This is a genomic window from Sorangium sp. So ce375 (assembly GCF_051473855.1).
In the GTDB taxonomy this organism is placed as follows: domain Bacteria; phylum Myxococcota_A; class Polyangia; order Polyangiales; family Polyangiaceae; genus Sorangium.
Genome location: NZ_CP150335.1, coordinates 12,761,470 through 12,783,258, shown reverse-complemented (window position 1 = coordinate 12,783,258; position 21,789 = coordinate 12,761,470). Strand labels below are relative to the sequence as shown.

Sequence of the window (21,789 nt, the reverse complement as noted above, 5' to 3'; positions counted from 1 at the left end):
GGGTCACCGGCGCGCGATCGACGATCGACGCCACGGCGCGCGGCGCTTCGTGGGCTCACCCCCGCCGCGCCGATACGCGCAGCCCACGGCGCCGCTCCGGGCCGACAGCCGCGCTCGAGCGAGGTCGAGCGATAGCGGGCGATGGAGCGGGCTCTTCTCGCCCCATTGCGTCCATGTTAACCGCACCTCTCATCCGATCAGGTACGGTTCGAGAGATCTCACGGTTTCACCCGACGAGAGGGCCGAGAATGACCCAAGAGCTGAATGACGCGCAGGCGATCCAGAATGTCGTTGTCCGGGTCGCGCACCACATCGATGCTCGGCGCTGGACCGAGCTCCGCGGTCTCTATGCCGACGTCGTCGTGACCGATTTCACGTCGGTCCTCGGGGGCGAGGTGCAGGAGCAGACGCCGGACGATCTGCTGGCGGGCTGGAGGAAGTTTCACAGCGCGATCGACACGACACAACATTTCCTCGGCCCCCTCGATATCGAGCTCAGCGGCGAGCGCGCCACCGTGGAGTGCCATGTCCGCGCCTACCATCGGTTCGCGCGCGCGCCGGGCGGCGAGGACTGGATGGTCGCGGGTCACTACCGCTATGAGCTCTCCAAGCGAGCCGACGGCTGGAAGATCGTCAAGGTGACGTTCACGGTGTCGTACCAGACCGGCAACACGAACATGTTCGAGGAAGCGCTCAGGTAAAGCCCGGAGGCGCGCTCGAAAGGCCGAGCGCGTGCGCCGCGCGCAGGGCCGCGACGCGGAGGTGGCCGTCCGGCAGGTGCTCTCGGCCCGCGACGAGGTCGGTCAGCGGCACCCACGAGAGGCGCTGGGCCGCCGCGGACGCCTGCGCGAGGTCGGGCACGGCGGCGGCCGCGGCAGGCGCCGCGGAGACCACGAAGGCGAGCGGCTGGACCAGCTCCGGGGTCAGCCCAGCCGAAGGGCGGTAGACGCCTCCGAGCTCGACGGCCGCCCCCACCTGAACGCCGTACTCGACGAGCAGCCGCTCCCGTACGAACGCCTCGGCGGCCGCCAGCGTGCCCACGCTCCGAGGCAGGCGCCACGCCGGCGCGACAAGGATGCCGCTGTTGCCCGAGAAGCTCTGGGCGGCAGGCAGATCGTCGTCGTCCACGCCGAGCACGACCTCCCCCGAGGGCGCCCGCGCGAGCAGCGCCGTCGAGACCGTCAGCACCCCGAGCGACCGCGGCACCACGTACTCCAGCTCTCGCGCGGCGACGACGCCGCCGTCCGCGGTCAGCTCCTCGAAGCGCGCCCGTCGCACCTCCAGGAACCCGGCGCTCGCGCTCGGATCCACCCGCGAGAAACGCCGGCGGCTCGGGCGCGCGAGCAGCGCGCCGAGCGAGGTCGGCTGCACGACAGCCACCCTGCCGTCATCGCCGGTGCCGGCGCCCGCGCCAGCGACGCCCGCGCCGGCCGCCGCGAGCGGGATCTCGTCGCCGATCCACGGCCCGAACGGCACGCCGAAGCGCGCCAGGAGGTCGTAGACGTTCAGCTCGAGCCGCGCGTCGGGCAGGCCGCCGACCTGGGCGGCGCGCAGCAGCTGGCGCGCCTCGATGGCGCGGATGCGGCCCGAGGTGCCGAATCCCGAGACGTTCTCCGAGGGAGCGTTCACGAACGTGGGCTCGACTTGCACCAGCATCGAGCGCACCTCTTCGAGGATGCCGCCCGGCGACGGGTAATACGTCGTGCCCGGGATCATGCGCTGGATCGCCGCCGCCCGCACCCCGGCCGCCCGCTCCAGCGCACGCTCGACCGTGTGCCCGACCGGGAGCTCGGTCTGCACGACCGCGATCGGCTCGGCGAGGTAGTCGGCCGGCCCGCTGCCGTCGAGCGGAGGCGTCTCCTCGCGGCAGGCCCGCGCGATCGGCCGAGGATAGCTCGTCCTCGCCAGCACATAGGCCGTCTCGCCCGCGAAGAAGAACGGCACGATATCCAGCGTGGGGTGCGGCCGCGCCGCCAGATCGAACACCCGCCCTGTCGCCCGATCCTGGTGGTGCTCGATCCTCAAGAACTGCCGAGGGCTCTCCGCGGGCGCGAGCCGGAACGCGACCCCTTGGCCTGCCTTCACCTTCTCTCCGACGATCAGGTAGTTCGTTGGCGGATAAGGCAGGAGGGCGCCTGTGGCGTCCCGGAGCTCGAAGCGACCGGCGAACCGGTTCCGCACGATCCAGGGGTTGCGCAGCGGCGTCGACGACAGCACGCGCAGGCCGAGGCGGGCGAAGAGCGCCTCGAACTGCGCTTGCGAGAAATAGGTGTACTCCTCCTTGACCTCGGCTTCCCAGTCGGCGCGGTAATCCTTCCGCAACACGAACTCGACAGCGTGCTTGCGGGCGAGCCGGTACCGGCGCCACCCCGGGCGCGGCGCGGGCAGCGCGCCGGATGGCTCGAGCGGGGCGCGCTCGAGCGGGAAGCCCGGGTCCGGCGAGAGCGAGCGAAACTCGCCCGCGAACCGCTCGAGCAGCGCCGCCGTCGAGGCGCGCTGGGGGTCACGGCCGTCGTCGCCGTCGTCGGCGGGCACGTCGAGGAGCACCGCCTCCGGCCCCGGATCGACGAAGTCCCTCACCACCAGCACGCCGCCCGGCGAGAGCTGCTCCACCTGCGCCGCCAGCGCATCGGCGGCGTTCGCGTGGCGATAGCCGCCGTACGAGGTGACGTGGTGGAGCACCGACGAGTCGAAGATCCCGTCGAGGCTCTCGGGCGCGAATACCGCCTTGGCGATGTCGCCCAGCTGAAAGCCGAGGTTCGGGCGCTGATGAGCGCGGCGCGCGAGCTCGACGACCGTCGGATCGATGTCGACGCCGATCACCTCGAGGCGCGGGTAGAGCTGGGCCAGCGCGGCGCTGCCCTGCCCCGAGCCCATGCCCATGTCGGCGACGCGGCCCTCGCACAGGAGGTGCGCTGCCGTGAGCGCGACCTTCTGGCGCATCGACGCGTCCATCCCGGACAGGTACCGCGCGTACGCGGACAGGTCGTCTCGCCGTTGATCTGCCTCGTACCCCGCCGGCGCGCGCGTCGTCATGGCGACCAGTGTACGCGCGGCGCGGGACGGGGGTCGACGGCGGAGTGGGCCTGAGAGAGCGCACGCTGCCGGCCGCGTCGCGGCGGGCGCCGGAGACGCCGAGGACCGAAGAGCGCGCAGCGGGAGCCGCGCGCCGGGCGCCTCAGCTGGCCGCGAGGCCCGGGAGCGGCGACTTGGCCGACAGGTTCGGATCGCCGAAGCCGTTGAAGCTCGTGACGCCCATCGCGTCGCACAGGCTGAGCAGCACGCGCTCGTGCCGCTCGCCGCTCTTGATGTACCGGCCGCCAGGGCTCGTCTTCAGATAGCCACCCTCGCCGCTCGCCAGGACGAACTTCATCTCGTTCTGGTTGTGGTTCGGCGAGTCGCCCATGTCGCGGCACCACGCGATCAGCGTGTTGTCGAGGAGCGTCCCGGAGCCGTCGGCCTCGGGGATCGCCTTCAGCTTCTTGATGAGGTCGACGAACCGCTGCGACAGCCACTTCTCCAGCTTGATCAGGTCGAGGTGCGCCGGCGCGCCGGTGTGGATCATGGAGCCGTGCTCCTCGCCCTTCAGCCCGATCTCCGGGAGATCGACGTTCATGGCCTGATCCGAGCCCCACTGGATCGCGGCGACCCGGGTGACGTCGCACGCGAGCGCGCCGACGAGGACATCCATGTGGAGCAGGTTGGCCTGGAGCGGGTTGGCGGGATCGGTGGCGGGCTTCGTCGGCGCGCTGCAGCCGCCGCCGTTGTCGCCCGACGACGCGTTGGCCAGCCGCTCCTCGATCTGTCGGATCGAATCGAGGTGCAGCTCCAGCTTGTACTTCTGCTCGGAGCCGAGGTTCCCCTCGAGCGCCTTGATCTCGTTCTTGAGGTGATCGAGGACGCTCTTGCGACGGCGCAAGAGGTCGTTCGAGGTCGTGTTCGTCGGGATCGCCGAGCCGAACACGGTGGAATAGGCGGACGTCGGAGAGGCGATGGTCGGCAGGTTGTCCTTGCGGTAATACGGCGACTTCCCGCCGCTCACCGTGCTCTCGGCCCCCAGCAAGAGCGAGGGGATCTGCGTCTTCGTGCCTGCGGCGATCAGCTTGTCCGCGATGAACTGATCGACGGAGATCTGCTTGGAGGGGTCGCCGAAGCCGAGGCCCGTGAGGCCGTCGGGCGCGCCGTGGTTGTTCCCCGGATTCCCGCTGGGGAGGCCGTCCACGAGCACGACGTGCTGCTTCACGTCCGCGAGCGGCGCCGTGGCCTCGCTGAACGTGGGGGTCTCGCCGGAGACGCTCGTGGGCTTCCAAATCTGGGGCGCGGTGCCCATCGTGCAGAACAGCAGGAGCCGCTTGGGCTTCCGCCCGGGCGCCGCCTCCGCGATGGAGTCGAGGAAGGGGGTGAACAAGAAGCCGGCCCCGACGCTGGCCCCCAGCCCCTTAAGGAATTCTCTACGACGATGGCTGCGCATGAACGACCCTTTCACGCTACCGCTCTTCTATGAGTGTTCGCCGTGGGACTCACGGACTTCAAGTTCAAAGCATTGTATAGCACGGCGCACGCGCCAGCGCGCTCGATGAGCGGTGTTGTCGGCATGGCCCGTTCTCGACAGGCATCACGCGCCACAACCGGGCCGCTTTCGTGGAAGGGTGCCAGTTCTCTTCGTTGTGCCCGCGGACCGCGTTCGACGGCCGGGAGAGCGCACCAACGGAGCTCGCCGCGACAGGTGCGTGGGGGCGCACCTGTCGCGGCGAGCGGCATCGCGCTCTCGGTGTCAGGTCGCGGCGATGCCGGGGAGCGGCGACTTGTTGGGCAGAGCCGGATCGCCGAAGCCCGAGTAGTCCGTGACGCCCATCGCGTCGCACAGGCTGAGCAGCACGCGCTCATGCCGCTCGCCGCTCTTGATGAACCGGCCGTTCGGGGCCGTCTTCAGGTAACCGCCCGTGCCGCTCGCCAGGACGAACTTCATCTCGTTCTGGGTGTGGTTCGGCGCGTCGCCCATGTCGCGGCACCAGGCGACGAGCGTGTTGTCGAGGAGCGTCCCGGAGCCGTCGGCCTCGGGGATCGACTTCAGCTTCTTGACGACGGCGACGAACTGCTGGTGCAGCCACTTCTCGAGCTTGATCAGGTCGAGGTGCGCGGGGGCGCCGGTGTGGATCATGCCGTTGTGCTCTTCGTTGGCGAGGCTGATCTCCGGCAGATCCGCCCTCATCATTTGATCCGAGCCCCACTGGATCGAGGCGACCCGGGTGATATCGCACGCGAACGCCCCGACGATGATATCCAGATGATGCTGGTTGGCCTTCATGCCATTGGCCATGTCGCCGGTGGGCGAGCCGGGGACGGAGCAGGCGCCCGTTTCCCCCCCTCCCCCGGTCATCGTGTTCGAGAGCCGATTCTCGAGCTGACGGATCGACTCGAGGTGCAGATCCAGCTTGTACTGCTGCTCCTTCCCCAGGTTTCCCTTGAGCGACGTGAGCTCGCGCGTGAGGTTGTCGAGGACGCTCTTGCGACGGCGCAGCTGGTCCGCGGCGGCGGTGTTGTCGTTGCTGCCCGGGTTGGACGGCTTCACCCCCGTGAACACGGTCGAGTAGGCGGAGACGGGAGAGCCGATGGGCACCTGGTTGGTCCCTTTGCTGTAGAACCCCGTCTTGCCGCCCTCGACGGCGGCGCCGAGCAGGAGCGAGGGAACGGGCGTCCCCAGCCCCTTCAGCTTCTCGACGATGTACTGGTCGACCGAGATCAGCCCGTAGGGGCCGTTGCTGTAATAGCCCATCCCGGTGAGCCCGTCGGCGGACCCGTGGTTGTTGCTGGGGCTCCCGCTGGGGAGGCCGTCCAGCATCACGATGTGCTCCTTGATCTCCGCGAGCGGCGAGGTGGACTCGCTGAACGTGGGGGTCTCGCCGGAGACGCTCGTGGGCTTCCAGATCGAGGGGGCGGTCCCCATGGTGAAGAAGATCAGGAGCCGCTTCGGCTTCTTCCCGGGAGCCGCGTTGGCGATGGAATCATAGAAGGGAGAGAACAGAAGGCTGGCCCCCAGGCTCGCCCCGACACCCTTAAGAAACTTCCTACGACTGTGGCTGCGCATGACCGATCCTTTCACTCGCTACCGATCTGTTCTTGGGTTGCAGCCGTGGGGTCACGGACCTTGAACTCTGCGGGTGAAGTGCGGCGCACGCGTCAGCGCGAGCCACACGTTCTTGAGGCGGAACTCGTTGGCGGCCGCGTCCTCCTGGACCTCCTCGTACGTGCAGCCGTCCTGATTCCAGGTGCCGCCGAACGCGTAGTACGACCAGTAACGGACCATGCACGCCTTGACGTCCTCGCTGGCCGCGAGATAGTCGGCCAGCTCGGTCACGCCGCTGAAATTGAAATCTTCACCGCTGGGCGGCTCGACGATCGTGCCGGTGACGTCGACGGGGATCCCGTTCTCGTCGTTCCGCCACCGACCGAAGGTGTCGTAGTGCTCGAAGCCCACGCCGATCTTGTCGGTGAGCTTGTGGCAGCCCGCGCAATATTCGGCCTTCGTGTGCTGCTCGACCATCTCCCGCGTCGTCGCCGGGGTCTCCAGGGGCTTGACGTTCGGATCCACGCCGGGCGGCGGGGGCTCGAGCGGCTCGCAGAGGAGGCGCGTGCGGACCATCTTGCCGCGCTGGGTCGGCGAGGACAGCTTGGCGCTGCCGTGCCCCGTCAGGAAGCTGCCGTGGGCCAGGATGCCCCCGTCGCGCTGCCCCGGGGTGAGCGTCACCTTCGTCAGCTCGCTGCCCCCGGCGCCGTTGATGCCGTAATGCGCGCCCAGGCTGGAGTTGATGAACGTGTAGTTCGCCTTCAGGAGGTCGGCGAACGTGCCGTTCTGGTTGAACGCGGTGTCGACGACGAGCGCCTGCGTCTCGGCCATCATGTCCTTGCGCAGGGCGTCGGTGAGCTCGAAGATCGTGTTGTCCTTCACCGCGGTGACGAGGCGGTTCAGCTGGAGCCAGCCGCGCATGAACCGCATCATCTCCTTCTCGGCGAGCGGCCTGGTCGCCGAGTCCTCCAGCAGGCGCTGCGCGTGCTGGGCGATCTGCTCGCTGGTCAGGGTGGTGCCCTGCTCGGCGGCGGCGTCGGCGGCCTGCAGCAGAGCGTCGTCCGGCATCGTCCCGGTCAGCAGGTACGAGAGGTTGTTCGCGACCTCGTGCGGGGTGAGCTCGTAGACGCCCGCGCCGTTCGGCTCGGTCCCGATCTCGTGGCGGTACAGGAAGTACGGCGACTGCAGCATGGCGCTCACGACCACCTTGGCGCCGTCCTCGAACGTCTTCTCCGCCTCGAACAGATCGTCGTAGGACGCGACGCGCTCCTCCGTGAGCTTGTCGCGGAACGCGCGGCGGCCGAAGTCGCGGATGAACTCGACCCGGCAGCTCTGCTCGACGGTCCTGCATGTGACCGAGGTGATGCTGGAGAGCTTGTTCGTCACCGCCCAGTCGGCGGTCGTCTCGGCCCAGTCCATGATCTGCTGGGCCGTCAGGTCGCGGATCACCAGCGCGTTCGCGTCGGCGAAGAACCCGAGCACCATCGGATCGTTGAAGATGCTCGGAAGGGCGACGCTCTGGTCCTTGAAGAGGTCGCGAACAGTGGCTTCGAATTGTTCCACCGTCAGGCGACGCACCACGCGCGGGCCCGGGGTGCTCTTGTCCGCGACCTCGCACTGCGACACGTCCGGGATTTCCGAGGGCATCTCCGGCGGATCTTGCATGCCGCCGCCATCGCCGCCGCTGCTGCTGCTGCTACCGTTTCCGCTGCCGTCGCTGCTGCCGCTGCTACCGGTCTCGGAGGGCGTCCCGTCGGGATTGCCGAGGTTGCCCAAGCAACCGAGCGGGCCGGCGAGGAGAAGCGCCACTGCGGAGTAGCGGCGACACGCTTTCGCCGAAACTAAGCTATTAAGCGTGCTCATCATTGCTTGAGAAAAGCTGATGTCTCTCATGTTGTCAAGCCCCGATCAAGCGGTGTCGCCTCGAAAATCCAAGCACAAATTCCGCGCTTCAATGGCTTTTCATTGAATCGTTCGCGTTGCGTCACGCACGTTCGAATCGTTGCAGCGCCTCTGCCATGTCCGCTCATCCTGCCTGCGTCATGGCGAGCCCTCGTTGGTTCTCCAGGTGAAGGAAGTAGAGCTCGACGCTCTGCGTTGAGCCGATTCATGGTGTCGCCTGCCATCCAACCCGAGGCCGAATCGGAGCCGCTGGATCGCCAGGCGCACCCCGACCTCACGGCTCTCGGCGAGCCGCTGGGGCTTGCCTTCGTCGTCCATGAGCATCGAGGAGCGATCCACAGCGGGGCGGTAAAGCAACCCTCGTGCCGGGTGATCTCGCAGGGTTGCCTCAGGCCTGGATGGGCGGTTTCTGGATTTTTTCGAAGGTTGCGAGGGGTGGACCTTAAGCGGTCCAGGAAGCGCGATCCACCGCATCCGCGATCCATCCGTGCGCTGGTGGGCCCCCAGAGCCGGCCGCGTCAGCCCTTGGACCAGGCGCTGATCGAGCGATAGCTCGCGACAGACTCCTCGATGACCTCCAGCGCGCGGTTCCTGTCGTACATCGTGTCTACCTCTGCGAGCTTGTTCTCCAGCGTCTTGTAGTCGATGAAGAACCGCATGAGCTCCCTGGTCACGTGCGGCGGCAGCTCCTCGTGGGTCAGGTAGTGGGCAACGGAGGGGTCGTCCACGGCGACCGCGATGATCTTGTCATCGACGCCCTTGTCGTCGCGCATGAAGAAGCCGCCGATGGCGCGCGCCCTCACGATCGTGAGCGGCACGACAGGCTCCTGCATGAGGACGAGGACGTCGAGGGGATCGCCGTCGCCCGCGTGCGTCTGGGGGATGAAGCCGTAATTGGCCGGGTAGTGCACTGACGAGTAGAGCACGCGGTCGAGCATCAAGAGCCCGGTCTTCTTGTCGAGCTCATACTTGCACTTCGATCCCTTCGGGATCTCGATCACCACGGGGAAGAAGTCGTGTCGGCTGTCGGGGAGCAAGATGTCGTGGAGCGGATGGGTCATTGAGCCGTCCTGAGCTTTCGCCCGCCGTGGAGGCGGGTGAGGGGCTCGCAGGATAGCAGGAGTTCGACTCGGTGAGTCAGGGTCCAGACACTCCCACATTCCCGCTCTCGAACGATGACGAGCCGCCGGCGCGCGGCGAGGGCCGGCGGACGCGCGGCGCGGGCCGGCGGGCGCGCGAGGTGCAGCGCTCGCGTTGGCGAGCATGGGCAAGGGCCGTCGCTCGTGCGATGAGCTTGCGCGAAGCCGCCGGGGCAGACTCGCCAGCGGGCTTCCGGATGGCTGCAGCGCTCCCCATGAGACCGTTCCCCACACACGCCCTACCCGAGCGACGGGAGCAGGCGCCCGTGCTGCGGCGCAAGGCGCCCTGGGTGCTCGCGCTCCTGGCGCTGGCCGCGGCCTTCGGCGGCCCCCTCGCGGCAGCGGCGCGGGCGCCGGGCGCGCCGTCGCCCGGGTCACCCTCGCCCGTTGCGAGCGCGCAGGCCGGGGCGCTCGGTGACGACACCGCCGCGGAGGCCGCCGCCCCGCCGGCTGAAGGCCGACCTGTCGTCTCGCCGGTGCAGCGCCCCGACGACCGCGACGCGCCGCAGCGCGCCTGCTCCTTCACGCTGCCCCTCTGCGTCCACGCGCCCGCGGGCGTTCCCGGCGCCGCCCTCCTCGACGCCCTCGCCCAGCTGGAGGCGGCGATGCGGGCCTACGACGCGCTCGGCCTGCCACGGCCGCTCCCCGACGGAGCGCGGGGCGGCGGCCCGTCGTACGATCTCTACCTGGAGCGCGGCCCGCGCCGCGGCCCGATGCGCGTCGGGCACGACCTGCGGGCGCTCGGGGAGCGGTTCGACGCCGCGAGCGCGTTCGCCATCATCGCGGCGCCGGAGCGCGGCGGGTGCGCGAGCGCGTCCGACGCGGCCTACGCGCTCGGCTACGCCGTCGCCACGCGCCTCGACGCCGGGGCGGAGGAGGGCGCGCTCGCCATGACGGCGAGCTACCTCGCCGCCATCGCGGCGCCCTGCGCGGCCGAGGAGCTCGCCGCCGTCGACGCCTTCCAGCGCGCGCCGGAGCGGGCGATCACCGGCGCGGCGCTCGGCGCGCTCGACGGCGGCCTGCTCTTTCCGTGGTACCTGGACGACGCCTACGGCACCGGGACGCCGGCGCAGATCGCGGCGTCGCTCCTCGCCATCGCGGCGCAGTCGACGCCCGCGGGCGCGGCGCGCTTCCACGCGGAGCCCGACACCTTCGACGCGCTCCGGGCGTCCCTCCGATCCCGCGGCGAGGACCTCGGCGACCTGCTCCTCGAGTTCGCCATCGCGCGGGCGTTCCTGGGCAGCCGCAGCGACGGCGCCCACCTCTCGGACGCCGAGCGCTTCGGCGACTTCGGCCGGGTTCGCTTCGAGTGGTCGCTGCCCTACGCGACGCTGCCGCGACGGGTCGCGCCCCTGCGCCCGATCGAGCCGACCGGCGCGACCTACCTCTGGCTCGATCTCTCGGCGGAGAAGGCGGCCGCCCGGCAGGACCTCAAGACGGCCGAGATCACCTTCGTGGCCGACTGGGAGCTGCCCGCGCTGTTCCGCTGGGCCATCGTGAAGATCGACGAGCAGGGCGCCGAGGCCGGCCGCGTCGACGTGGCCGGCGTCTTCGGCAGCAGCCGCGCGCAGCGCACGGTGGTGGGGCTCGACGGCCTCTCGGGGCTGCTCGTCGTGGGCGTCAACGCGGGGAGCATGATCCGAACCCACCCGTTCGACCCCGACGAGGCGCCGTTCATGCCGCACGGGTACACCGTCTGGCTCTCCAGGTGAGCGCCGCGCCGGCCGCGCGCTCCACGCGGACGCCGGCCGGCCGCCCGGCGCGTCACACCCTCGCCTCGTCTCCCTTCGGGATCAGGTGCTGCGCGAACCACTCGCCGGCGAGCCGGGCGACCGCCGCGAGCGCGCCCGGCTCCTCGAACAGGTGCGTCGCCGAAGGCACCACGGCGAGGCGGCGCGGGCCAGCGAGGCCGTCGAGGGCGGCCTGGTTCAGCGCCAGCACCGCGGTGTCCGCGCTGCCCACGATGAACAGCGTCGGCGCGCGCACCATCGCCAGGGCCGCGCCCGCGAGGTCGGGCCTGCCGCCCCGCGAGACGACCGCGCCCACGACGCGCGGCCGCGCCGCCGCCGCGACGAGCGCGGCCGCCGCGCCGGTGCTGGCGCCGAAGTAGCCGACGGCGAGGTGGCGGAGCTCGGGGCGCGCGAGCGCCCAGTCCGTCGCCCCGATCAGCCGCCGCGCGAGCAGATCGACGTCGAACCGGAGGCGGGCGCTGCGGCGATCTTCCGCCTCCTCCTCGTCGGTGAGCAGGTCGAAGAGCAGCGTGGCCAGCCCCCACCGCCAGAGCGCCTCCGCGACCGAGCGGTTGCGAGGGCTCCTCCGGCTGCTGCCGCTGCCGTGCGCGAAGATCACGAGGCCGCCCGCCCTCTCCGGGATCGCGAGGTCCCCGGGCAGCGACGCCGTCCCCGCCTCGACGAAGAGGGGCCGCTGCGCTCGCTCCTCCGTCGGCAGCTCGCGCCGCGCCTCGGCGAGCAGCAGGGCGACCGCGTCGTCGGACGTCTGCGAGAAGTCCTCGTAGTAGGCGCCGATCGCCTGGAGGCCCGGGTCCTCCTCGATGCAGGCGATGCCGTCGACCTCACGGCTGAGCGACGACAGGCTCGACGGCGCGGCGACCGGCGCGGCGAGCACGAGCCGCCTCGGCGAGCGCTTGCGCAGGTCGCGCAGCGCGGCCCGCACGGTGCCGCCGGTCGCGATGCCGTCGTCCACGACGATCACCGTCCGCCCCTCGACGGCGGGCGTCGGCCTGTCGCCCCGGAACCGGCGCACCCGGCGCTCCACCTCGGCGGCCTGGTGCTCCGCGAGCTCGGCGAGCTCCTCCTCGGAGATCCCGAGCAGCGCGACGAGGTTGCGATCGATGTACACCTCGCCCCCCTCGGAGATCGCGCCCACGCCGAGCTCCGGCTGCCCGGGTGCGCCGAGCTTGCGCACGATCCACACATCGAGCGGCGCGCCCAGCGCGCGCGCCACCTCGTAGCCCACCTCGACGCCGCCGCGTGGCAGGGCGAGCACGAGCGGCGCCTCGCTCCTGTACCCCGAGAGCAGCTGCGCGAGCCTGCGCCCGGCGTCCCTGCGATCCTGGAACAGCTTCGCTCGCCCCATCGCCGCCTCCCCTCACGTCCGCCCCTGCGACCCTTCAAGAGCGGTGCCGCGGGGCGCGCCGCGCTGCGCGGGCTCGGCCGCGGCGCGACGGCAGGTCAGCGCCGCATCAGCCGAACAGGCTCCACTCGTCCTCGATGAGCGAGAGCGAGTTGATCAGCTCGAGCGCGAGCTCGCGCTCGATCCACTCGTCGACGCGCTGGCCGGCCGCGACCGCGCTGAAGTCTGCGCGCGGGATGCGCCTCGCGAGGTGCGCGAGGCACGAGCCGGTCCGATCGAGGCGCGCGACCCAGTCGGTGTCCCGGTAGGCGTATTTGGCCTGGTGGAACAGCGAGTCGCTGAGCGCGGAGATCCTCTCGCGGACGACGTCGGCGGGCTCAGCGCGCGACGCGATCGCCTCGCGCACCTCACCGATGGCGTGCAGCACGAGGCCGACCGGCGCTCCGGGGTGGAACGACGTGCGCTTCGGTGAGAACGTCAGCTCGTCGAGCGCGAGGAAGTACCAGGCCTGCGGCGAGGACACGCGGTAGAGGTAGGCGGCGCCGCAGGCGTCGGCCGCCTTCATCGCGATCTGCCAGGCGCCGTTCTCGTCGATGCCGTCCTGCTCCGGGGGCATCCCGTCGATGCGCTCGACCCCCGCGCCGCTCACGAGCGGGTCGGCCCACGCCATGACCAGGACCGACGTCGCGCGCGACCAGCTGCACAGGAGGCGCGCGCTCGCCTCGGCGGACACGCGCCCGCTCGGCGCGATCCAGACGAAGCGCCCCTCCTTGAGATCGGCGCGGTACTCGTGGGGCCCGGCGCCGTGGCCTTCGAGCTGCTGGAAGAGCTCCTCGCCCCGCGCCGCCCAGCGCTGGGCGAGGGCCTCCTCGGCGCTGCCAGACGGCGTGTCGTCCCAGTCGAGCTCCGGCGGCCGGGGCGGCGAGAACTCCGCGTCGTCCGCGTCGCGCTTCGCCTTCGCGCCCCGGGCTCGCCGCTTCGGCGGCGCGGCGTGGGCCTGCTCGCCAGCGCGCGCCGTCGGCGGGCGCAGCCTAGGCGCCGCGGGCCGCTCGGCGGCGCGCTTCCTCGGCGCCGCGGGCCGCTCGGCGGCGGCGCGCTTCCTCGGCGCCGCCGGTCGCTCGGCGGCGGAGCGCTTCTTCGGCGCCGCCGAGCGCTTCGCCGCAGCGGCCTCCACGAGCGAGGTCGCGGCCTTTTTCTTGGGCCTGGCTCGCGAGCTCGCAGGCGACCGCTCCTGCCTGTCGCGCAGCGTGGCCGACGGCCCCGCCTCTGCGCCACCGCGCTCGCCCGCCTTGCCATGACGCCGCGCGCGCGCCGGTCCGCTCGATGCCTTGACGGTGCGCCTGGGTTCGGCCGATGTCCCTCGACGGCGCGGTTTGGGCATTGCGACAAGGTATCACGAGCTCGAAGCGCAACACCGATGGAGGCGCCCCGAGGAGCGCACCTGCCGGACGGAGAGGCAGGTCACCCGGAGCGCCGGTCCTGGAGCCCGAAACCCGCGCGCACGCGTGCCTGGACGCGCATGTCGCGCGTGTTCAGGTCGTGTTCAGTTCGCTTCGCTGAGGGCGCGGCGAACTACCTTCTTGAATTTCGCGAGCGGCTGGGCTCCGCTGACCATGTACCCGTTGATCACGAACCCGGGAGTCCCGGTGATGCCGGCGCTCCGCGCGGTCTGCGCGTCGCCCTCGACGGCGGCCCGATGGGTGTGCTCGTCGAGCGCCTTGGCAAAGCGCGCCGCGTCGAGCCCGATGCTCGCGGCGTGCTGCTCCAGGGCCGCGCGGTCGAGGTTCGAGGCGTCGTGGGCCTTGAAGAGCCGGTCGTGCATCTTCCAGAAGCCGGCCGGCCCTTTCTGCGCGAGCGCTTCCATGGCCGCTTCGGCGGCCAGCTGCGCCTCGGGGTGGAAGGGGAGCGGCAGGTGGCGATAGACAACGCGGACCTTGCCCGGGAACGCCTTGATGATCTCGTCCATCGTGGCCGCGGCGCGCGCGCAATAAGGGCACTGGAAGTCGGAGAACATCTGGATGACCACCTTGCCTGCGGCCGCGCCCTTGCCGGGGTGGCCCTTGGGCGGCGGCGGCACGGACACCTTCGGCGGCGGCGCCGGCGGGACAGCCTGCTTCTGGATGGCCTCGTAGACCTTCGCGCGCGGCGTCCCCGCCACGACCATGGCCTCCGCCTTGGCGATCTCCTCGTCGATGATCGCCTGGAACTTCTCGACCGGCTGCGCGCCGACGAGCCTGCGGCCATTGATGAAGAAGTACGGGGTCCCCTGGGCGTCGAGATCGTCCGCGAGCTCCGCGTCGGCGTCGATCTTGGCGGCGTGCTTGTGCGAGGCGATGGCGCGCTTCGCCGCGGCCACGTTCAGCTGGAGGTCCGCGGCGACGGCCTCGAGGGCGGCGTCGTCGAGGGCGTTCTCGCCGGCGAGGAGGCGATCGTTGGCTTGCCAGAAGGCGACGTCTCCCTTCTGGGCACGCGCCTCGCGCGCGAGCTCTGCAGCGGGCTCGGCCCGGGGGTGGAACGGGAGCGGGTTGTCCTTCCAGACGACGCGCAGCTTGTCGCCGTACTGCGCCCTGAGCTTCTCGACCGTCGGCGTGACCCGCCTGCAGAACGGACACTGGTAGTCGCTGAACAGCACCATCGTGACGAGCGCCGTCTCCGCGCCGCGCACGGGCGAGTCGCCGACGGGCACGAGGTACACCGCGCCGCTGGCGCCCTCCTCCTCGTCGGCGTCGTCGGGCTCCTCGGCGGGAGGGGCGAAATTCTTCTTCGCGAGCTCCGCGTAGATCCGCTCAGGCGGCGTCCCCTCGGCGCGGAGCGCCCGCGCCGAGGCGAGCTGCGCGTCGATGATCTCGGCGAACCGCTCCGCCGGCTGCGCGCCGACGAGGAGGACCCCGTTGATGAACGACGCCGGCGTGCCGTTCACGCCGAGCCGCGCGGCGAGCGCCATGTCCGCGTCGACCTTCTGCGCCGCCCCGCTCTGCTGAACGAGCTGCTGGATCTGGCCAGGGGTCACCCCGGCCCGCCGGAGCGCCGTGGCTTCGACCTCCGGCGAGAGCCGCTCGTCGGACGTGAAGATGGCGTCGTGGAACGCCCAGAAGCCCTTCGGACCGGCGTGCGCGAACACCGCCATCGCGGCCTCGGCGGTCGGCCGAGCCTGCTTGTGGAAGGCGAGCGGGAAGTTCTTCCACACGACCCGCAGCTGCTCCGCGCCGTACCGCTGCTCCAGCTGCCTCAGCGTGCCGCCCAGGTGCTTGCAGAACGGGCACTCGAAATCGGAGAACACGACGATCGTCACGGGCGCGAGCCGGCTGCCGCGCGCCGGATCGGCGCGGGTCACCGGCACCGGACCGGGGTCGCCCTCGGCGACCATCACGTCATCGAGCGGCCCTCCCGGCGCGGCGCCCGAGCCCGGCTGCTGTGCAGCGGCGCCGCCGCCCTTCGTTACGTGCGATGCGTCTGGAGGGGACGGCGGCAGCGCGGGGCTGCAAGCCAGGACGAAAAGCAGCGAGAGCCACACGACGGCGGCGATGGCGCGGCGAAACATCGCGCGAGTGTACTCCGGTTCTGAGATCACGCCTTCATCGCGCACGCGTCGCGGTGTGCCCAGCGCGGAACGCCTCGTCACGCCGCCAGGCGCGATTGACGCGCTCACCACCTTCGGCCATGACGGGCCCGGCGCGCCGCTCTGCGCGCAAGGAGAGCGCACCGGAAGCCATGGAGAAGGTCTACAGCGCCGCCCGCATCCAGCCGGAAGAGCACAGGGACGTCCTCGCGCAGCTCTGGAGAGAGAACCTCGCGCACGGCGAGGTGTCGCAGGAGTTCGTGGAGCGGCGGATGCGCTGGTTCCAGGAGGAGAACCCGGCCGGTCCTCCCCGGACGTGGATGGGCTTTCACGGACCGGAGCGAGAGATCATCGGGAGCGGCTCGTTCTACCCGCGCGACATCTATGTCAACGGGCGCAAGCTCAAGGCCGGCATCCTCGGCGACTTCGGCGTGACCAAGGCGCACCGCATCGCCGGCGCCGCCATGAGCATCCAGCGAGAGCTCGCGAAGGGCTGCCGCGACGCCGGGGTCGACTTCGTGTTCGGCTTCCCCAACAAGGCCTCATTCCCGATCTTCCAGCGCGCCGGCTACAAGAAGATCGCCGATTCCACCCTCTGGGTCCGGCCCCTCACGGCCTCGTACAAGCTGAACGAGCTCGCGGCCGCGTCGGCCGGGGAGCAGCAGAGCACCGTGAGCGCGGTGGTGCAGCGGGTCGCCGAGCGGGCTGCCTCGGCCGTCCCCCACCCTCGCTGGCGCGCGCTCTGGGAGACGGCGGCGCCCGGCGACCCGCCCGCCCCGCTCGCGCATGCGCTGGCGACCGCCGCCGAGCGCGTCGTTCAGCGGGCGACGGTGAAGCCGGACAACCTCCTGATCCGGGGCGCGGGGAGCGCCCTCGACGCGTCGATGGCGGTCCGGGACAGCGCCGTGCTTCTCGCGAAGGGGAGCCGCGTGCGCACCGAGCTCCTGGACGCCGCCGATCACCGCTTCGACGCGCTGTGGTCGCGGGCGAAGCCCTGGCCGATCGTCGGCGAGCGGAGCGCGCAGTTCCTGAACTGGCGTTACGCGCAGCTCGGCGACGTCCGATACCGCTTCTTCTGCATGCTGGACCGGCACGACGGGCGGCTGCTCGGCTACACCGTCTACCTGGTGCGCAACAACAAGGTCGAGATCAGCGACCTGTTCTGCGAGGACAACGGCCCCACGCTCGACGCCCTGCTGCTCGAGTTCTGCCAGGCGATGCGGCGAGAGGGGCACGTCTCCGTGTGCCTGGCCCTCGTGATGCCCCCTGCGTTCGGCGCCCGCCTGCGGGCGCTCGGCTTCTTCTCCCGCCCCCAGCCGCCGGGCGTCGCCGCGCGGTGGCTCATCGTACACCTCGATCCCGCCTTCCCGGACGAGCTGCGGCGCGTGCTGCTCGACGCGGACAGCTGGTTCATCACCGACGGCGAGCTCGACGTCTGATCGCCCGGGCTCCCGCCTCGCGGGCGGTCCCGCCGATCCGCTGGACCACATCCTGCCGCCGGTTACCCTTGCCTCACCATGGATAACGAGGCGCCGGCCCTGTCCATCGCGCGGCTGCGCTCCGTCTGGGATGCGGAGGTGGACCCTTCCGCGCGTCGCGCGCTCACCGCGGCGGCCTTCGCGGGGCTGTTCGGCGCGGCGCACGTGGCGCGCGTGGGGTCCCCGCTCGCCCGCGGGCTCGCCGGCGCCGGGCTCGCGCTGCTGCTCGCCGCGATCGCGGCGCGGGCCATCCTCGCGCGGCGGCGGCGCGGCGACGCACGGCGCACGGTGCGCGAGATCATCGGTCGCACCGACGAGGCGCTCGGCGCCGCCACCCTGCGGGCGCTCGCGCTCGTGGATCGCGCCGCGGTCGATGACAGCATCGGCTCGCCGGAGCTCGCCGGCCTGCACCTCCGGCGGCTGCTCGGCCGCGCCTCGCAGGCGCGCATCATCGCGCGCGCGCGGCAGGCGGCGACGCGGTGGGCGAGCGCGGGCCTCGCCCTCGGCGCGGCGGCGCTCGCGGCGGCGGCGATCGAGCCGTCGCGCGTCGTCGAGGGGCTGGACGTCCTCGCCGCCCGCGGCGGCGAGGCGCCCCTCGCGCTGCCGTGGATCGAGGACGTCGAGATGACGGCGGCGCCGCCCGAGTACCTGCACCAGGGCACGGAGGAGCTCATGCCGTTCGCGCCGACGATGCAGCCCCGGGGGACCGTGCTCACGGTGCGCGGCCGCCCCGTCCGCGCAGGGCGCGCGCTCGTGCTGACGGACGGCAGCGCCGAGGTGCCGTTCGTCGACGACGGCAAGGGGAGCGTGGTCGCCCGCTGGACGCTCGGCGAGTCGACGACGCTCCAGGCGGCCGCGCGCTTCGGGCGGGTGCGCATCCGGCAGGCCGACGCGCAGCGCGTCGTGTCGATCCCGGACGACGCGCCGCGCGTCACGCTCGAGGGCGCGCCGCGCACGGTGAGGCTCCTCGACGAGCCCAGCATCCCGCTCCGCTACGAGATCACCGACGATCACGGCCTGCGCGAGGTCGATCTCGTCCTCCGCGCCGGCGCGAAGGAGGAGCGGCGCTTGCTCTCGCGGCCGGCGGCGGACGCGAAGGTCGACCGCGGAGGCTACGAGCTCCGGGCGCGCGATCCCTTCTTCCGAAGGACGTACGTGCCCGTCGAGGTGCGGATCGAGGCCCGGGACAACGACCCGATCGAGGGCCCGAAATGGGGCAGGAGCGAGGCGATCCTCGTCGTCCCGCCGCAGGTGGGCGAGCCCGAGGCGCGGCGCTACGCCGCGCTCGTGAGGGCGCGCGACGCGCTGACGGATCTGCTCGCCGACCGCATCGGCCAGAGGACGCCGGAGGCGGGCGGCGCCGCGGCGCACGCGGCGCACGAGGCCGAGGTGCAGGCGACCGCAAAGGCGGCGGTCGAGGCGGCGCTCTCGGCGGATCACGGGGGGCTCCGGGTGCGGGGGCGCATCGCGTCGCTCGCCCGAGGTCAGCTGGCCAGGCTCGACGCGGCGCTCGCCGCGGAGCGGAAATCGACGACCCGCGCGGCGCACCAGGGGCTGCTCGACGAGACCGAGGGCGCGCTGCTCGCGTTCGACGCCGGCCTGCGCGGCCTCGGACACCGCGACGCCCAGGCCGTCGCGCAGCGGCTCGCCGATGTCGCGGACGAGGCGGCCGCGGCGGCCGAGCTCCTGGGCGGCGGCGACCGCGAGAGCGGCGAGGTCCGCCTGGAGGCGGCCGTCACGGTGCTGGGCGGCGGGGGGGTCGAGCTCGGCAAGCTCGGCGAGCTCGGCCTCGACCTCGGCGAGATCGTCGCGAACGACCTGCGCAGGATCGCGCGCGCCCGCGGCGTCGGCGACTGGATGCACACCGAGCTCGCGGCGCGCGACCTCGCGGCGCGGCTCAGGCGGCCGGAGCCTTCGTTCGGCGGCGGCGGCCGCGGCGGGGTGGAGTCCGGAGCGCCGCGCGGGCCGCAGCCCGGGGACGCGTCGAGCGCCGACGAGAGCGTCGCCCAGAGCGAGCGGGACCTCGAGGAGCTCGCGCGCGATCACGCCTCCGAGACGAACGCCGTCGCCGAGGAGCTCTCGCGCGCGTCGCGGCCCGAGGACGTCGCGGCGCTCCGGGAAGAGGCGAAGAAGCACGCGGAGGCGATCCGCGAGGCCGTGCGGGATCTGCCGCAGCCCGGCGCGGCGCCGGGCTCGGCCGAGTCCGCCGCCGCGGCCGGCAGGGAGCAGGCCGAGGCGATGGCCGGCGCGCTGGAGCAGGGCCGTCCCGAGGAAGCGGTGACGAGCGGCCGCGGCGCGATGCGCTCGCTCGGGGAGGCGAAGCGGCTCGGCGCGCAAGCCGGCGGCTTCTTCCCCGAGGAGCGCGCCGGCCGCGAGGCTGGCGAGGCGCAGCAGCCGCTCGCCGAGGAGCTGGCCTGGGCCGAGGAGGCGCTGCGCAAGCTGCGGCAGGCGGCGGCAGAGCGGGCGCGCGACGGCCTCGGGAGGTCGAGCCAGCGCGAGGGGTCGCTCGCGGACCGCGCGCGCGAGCTCCGCAAGCGCGGCGAGCGCGGCGACGGCCGCATGCCTGAGGAGATGCTCGATCGCCTCGACGAGGCCGAGCAGGCGATGCGCGACGCCCAGCGAGCCCTCGCCGACGGAGACGGCGAGGGCGGCAACGAGCGCCAGCGCGACGCGCAGCGGCTGCTCGAGATGTCGCGCAGCGAGGACCAGGGTCAGGAGGGCGACGCCGAGTCGGAAGGGGATAGGAACATGGCGAGGAAGGCCGACATCCCGGACAAGGACAAACACAAGGGCCCCGAGGAGTTCCGCCGTCGCGTGCTCGAGGGGCTCGGGGGCACCTCGGAGCCGCGGCTGAGAGAGGCGGTCAAGCGTTACGCGGAGGGGCTCCTGAAATGACGAGCACCGGCGGTGAGGCGGCCGCGGCGCGGCGCGGGGCGGCGGCGATCGCGCGCCGCGGCCTCCGGGCGGCGATCCTCGCCGGGCTCGCGACGGCGTCGGCGACCGCGTCCGGCCGCATCCCCCTCGGCGATCTCGATCGCGCGGCGCGTGCGCGGGCCGCGATCCTGGAGATCGACCTCCCCGCGGCGCGAGACGCCCTGAAGGACGCGGATCCGGCGGACCCCTCGCTCGCGCTCGAGCGCGGCCGCCTCGCGATCTACGACGGCGACTGCGACGCCGCCTCGGCGATCCTCGCGCGCCCCGATCTCGCGGCGACGGCGGAGGGCGCGGCGCTCGGGGACATCGCGCGCGGCTGCGCCCGGGCCACCGCGGCGACGGTCGTCGTGAACGACGAGGAGCGCGGCGTCTGGGTGCGGCTCCAGGACGACGACGATCGCGCCCTCGTGCCGTTCCTCGTGGACGTCGCGGCGAGGACGCGCGACGTGCTCGCGAAGGATCTCGGCGTCGAGCTCCTCCAGCCGCTGCGGATCGATCTCGTCCGGGATCAGTTCACGCTCTCCGCGATGACGGGGCTGCCCGAGGAGGCGGCGCGGACGACGGGCACGGTCGCCATCGCCAAGTGGGGGCGCGTGACGATGCTCTCGCCGCGCGCCACGCCGAACGGCTACCCTTGGCTGGATACGCTCGCGCACGAGATAACGCACCTCGCGCTGTCGCGCGGGACGCGCGACAACGCCCCGCTGTGGCTGCAGGAGGGCGTGGCCAAGCGCGAGGAGGTCCGCTGGCGCGAGCCCGACCCGCTGGACGACGTGCCGTCCGCGGACGCCATCGCCTTCCTGGGCCTCCAGAAGGGCCTCGGGCGGCCGCTCGACAAGATCGGCCCGTCGATCGCGATGCTCCCGAGCGCGGAGGAGGCGGCCGTGGTGTTCGCCGAGGTCGCGAGCTTCATCCGTTACTGGACGAAGGAGGCGGGCGACACGGCGCTGCCGCAGCTCGTGCTCCGGCTCAAGGACGCGAGCAGCGACGCGGACCTCGAGCGGGCGATCGCCGAGATCTCCGGCGCGGACCTCGCGGCCTGGGACAAGCGCTGGCGCGCCTACCTCGCCAGCGTGCCGGCCGACGTGCCGCCCGACCTCGCGCCCGGCGCGGACATGCCGCACCGCCAGGAGGTGAGCAAGCGGGTGCGGCTCGGGCAGCTGCTCCACGATCGCGGCCACCACGCCGCCGCCGCGATCCAGCACGCGCGCGCGCAGGCGCTCGCGCCGCACGAGCCCGCGGTGCGCTGCTTCCTCGCCGCCGCCCTGCTGGCGTCGGGCGAGCGCGCGAGCGCCGCGCCGCTCGTCGAGCGGGTGGAGGACGTGAACAGCCGCTACGGGCGGTGGTGGTCGCTGCACGGGCTCCTCCACGGAGGCCCCGACGGGGACCGCTCCTTCTCGGCGGGCACGGCGCTCGATCCGCTGGACCCCGACGTGGCCTGCGAGGAGAAGCTGCCGCCCGAGCTCCCTGGAGATCCCCTCCGGTCGGCGCTCTGCGAGGCCGCGCGCCGCAGGGCGCGCTAGCCCCGCACATCCGACATAAAAAAACCGTCGAACCGAGGAAATGGCGCCGCTCGACGCAATGGGGCGCGCGCGGCGGTTTGTGCGAGAGCGCGCC

13 protein-coding genes are annotated in these 21,789 nt (G+C 72.2%); 5 read left to right on the top strand and 8 right to left on the bottom strand.

Going from position 1 to position 21,789, the window contains the following annotated elements:
• Window positions 1-248: 248 nt before the first annotated feature.
• On the top strand, window positions 249-701 hold the full coding sequence (locus WME90_RS47555) for a nuclear transport factor 2 family protein (RefSeq protein WP_437278744.1): 453 nt from the start codon (window positions 249-251) through the stop codon (window positions 699-701).
• Here WME90_RS47555 and WME90_RS47550 read toward each other — a convergent pair.
• From WME90_RS47550 to WME90_RS47530, 5 genes are all read right to left on the bottom strand, one after another.
• On the bottom strand, window positions 694-3,036 hold the full coding sequence (locus WME90_RS47550) for a methyltransferase domain-containing protein (RefSeq protein WP_437278743.1): 2,343 nt from the start codon (window positions 3,034-3,036) through the stop codon (window positions 694-696). The genes WME90_RS47555 and WME90_RS47550 overlap by 8 nt on opposite strands.
• A 142-nt stretch (window positions 3,037-3,178) precedes the next feature.
• Window positions 3,179-4,471, bottom strand: a complete 1,293-nt coding sequence (locus WME90_RS47545; RefSeq protein ID WP_437278742.1) for a DUF1552 domain-containing protein — start codon at window positions 4,469-4,471, stop codon at window positions 3,179-3,181.
• A 303-nt stretch (window positions 4,472-4,774) separates the two neighbouring features.
• The gene (locus WME90_RS47540) at window positions 4,775-6,088 is read right to left on the bottom strand and encodes a DUF1552 domain-containing protein (protein ID WP_437278741.1); all 1,314 of its coding nucleotides are present in this window, start codon (window positions 6,086-6,088) and stop codon (window positions 4,775-4,777) included.
• Between the two features lie 51 nt (window positions 6,089-6,139).
• On the bottom strand, window positions 6,140-7,876 hold the full coding sequence (locus WME90_RS47535; protein WP_437278740.1) for a DUF1592 domain-containing protein: 1,737 nt from the start codon (window positions 7,874-7,876) through the stop codon (window positions 6,140-6,142).
• Window positions 7,877-8,487: 611 nt separating this feature from the next.
• Window positions 8,488-9,030 carry an inorganic diphosphatase gene (locus WME90_RS47530; protein ID WP_437278739.1) on the bottom strand — a complete coding sequence of 181 codons (543 nt, stop codon included), beginning with the start codon at window positions 9,028-9,030 and terminating at the stop codon, window positions 8,488-8,490.
• 344 nt (window positions 9,031-9,374) lie between these two features.
• Between WME90_RS47530 and WME90_RS47525 the strand changes: the two genes are divergently transcribed.
• Window positions 9,375-10,820 carry a hypothetical protein gene (locus WME90_RS47525; RefSeq protein ID WP_437278738.1) on the top strand — a complete coding sequence of 482 codons (1,446 nt, stop codon included), beginning with the start codon at window positions 9,375-9,377 and terminating at the stop codon, window positions 10,818-10,820.
• A gap of 52 nt (window positions 10,821-10,872) precedes the next feature.
• Here the strand turns inward: WME90_RS47525 and WME90_RS47520 are convergent, their stop codons facing one another.
• The 3 genes from WME90_RS47520 to WME90_RS47510 form a co-directional block, all read right to left on the bottom strand.
• Window positions 10,873-12,204: a phosphoribosyltransferase family protein gene (locus WME90_RS47520; RefSeq protein ID WP_437278737.1), complete on the bottom strand. Its 1,332-nt coding sequence runs from the start codon at window positions 12,202-12,204 to the stop codon at window positions 10,873-10,875.
• A gap of 106 nt (window positions 12,205-12,310) precedes the next feature.
• A complete protein-coding gene (locus WME90_RS47515; protein ID WP_437278736.1) occupies window positions 12,311-13,582 on the bottom strand; it encodes a DUF6882 domain-containing protein in 1,272 nt (423 codons plus the stop codon).
• Window positions 13,583-13,744: 162 nt separating this feature from the next.
• Window positions 13,745-15,742, bottom strand: a complete 1,998-nt coding sequence (locus tag WME90_RS47510) for a DsbA family protein (RefSeq protein WP_437278735.1) — start codon at window positions 15,740-15,742, stop codon at window positions 13,745-13,747.
• 170 nt (window positions 15,743-15,912) lie between these two features.
• Between WME90_RS47510 and WME90_RS47505 the strand changes: the two genes are divergently transcribed.
• The 3 genes from WME90_RS47505 (at window position 15,913) to WME90_RS47495 (ending at window position 21,695) form a co-directional block, all read left to right on the top strand.
• Window positions 15,913-17,199 carry a GNAT family N-acetyltransferase gene (locus WME90_RS47505; RefSeq protein ID WP_437278734.1) on the top strand — a complete coding sequence of 429 codons (1,287 nt, stop codon included), beginning with the start codon at window positions 15,913-15,915 and terminating at the stop codon, window positions 17,197-17,199.
• Window positions 17,200-17,277: 78 nt separating this feature from the next.
• Window positions 17,278-20,133, top strand: a complete 2,856-nt coding sequence (locus tag WME90_RS47500) for a DUF4175 family protein (protein ID WP_437278733.1) — start codon at window positions 17,278-17,280, stop codon at window positions 20,131-20,133.
• Complete coding sequence (locus WME90_RS47495) at window positions 20,130-21,695, top strand: hypothetical protein (protein WP_437278732.1); 1,566 nt, start codon at window positions 20,130-20,132, stop codon at window positions 21,693-21,695. The genes WME90_RS47500 and WME90_RS47495 overlap by 4 nt, the downstream gene beginning before the upstream one ends.
• Window positions 21,696-21,789 lie beyond the last annotated feature (94 nt).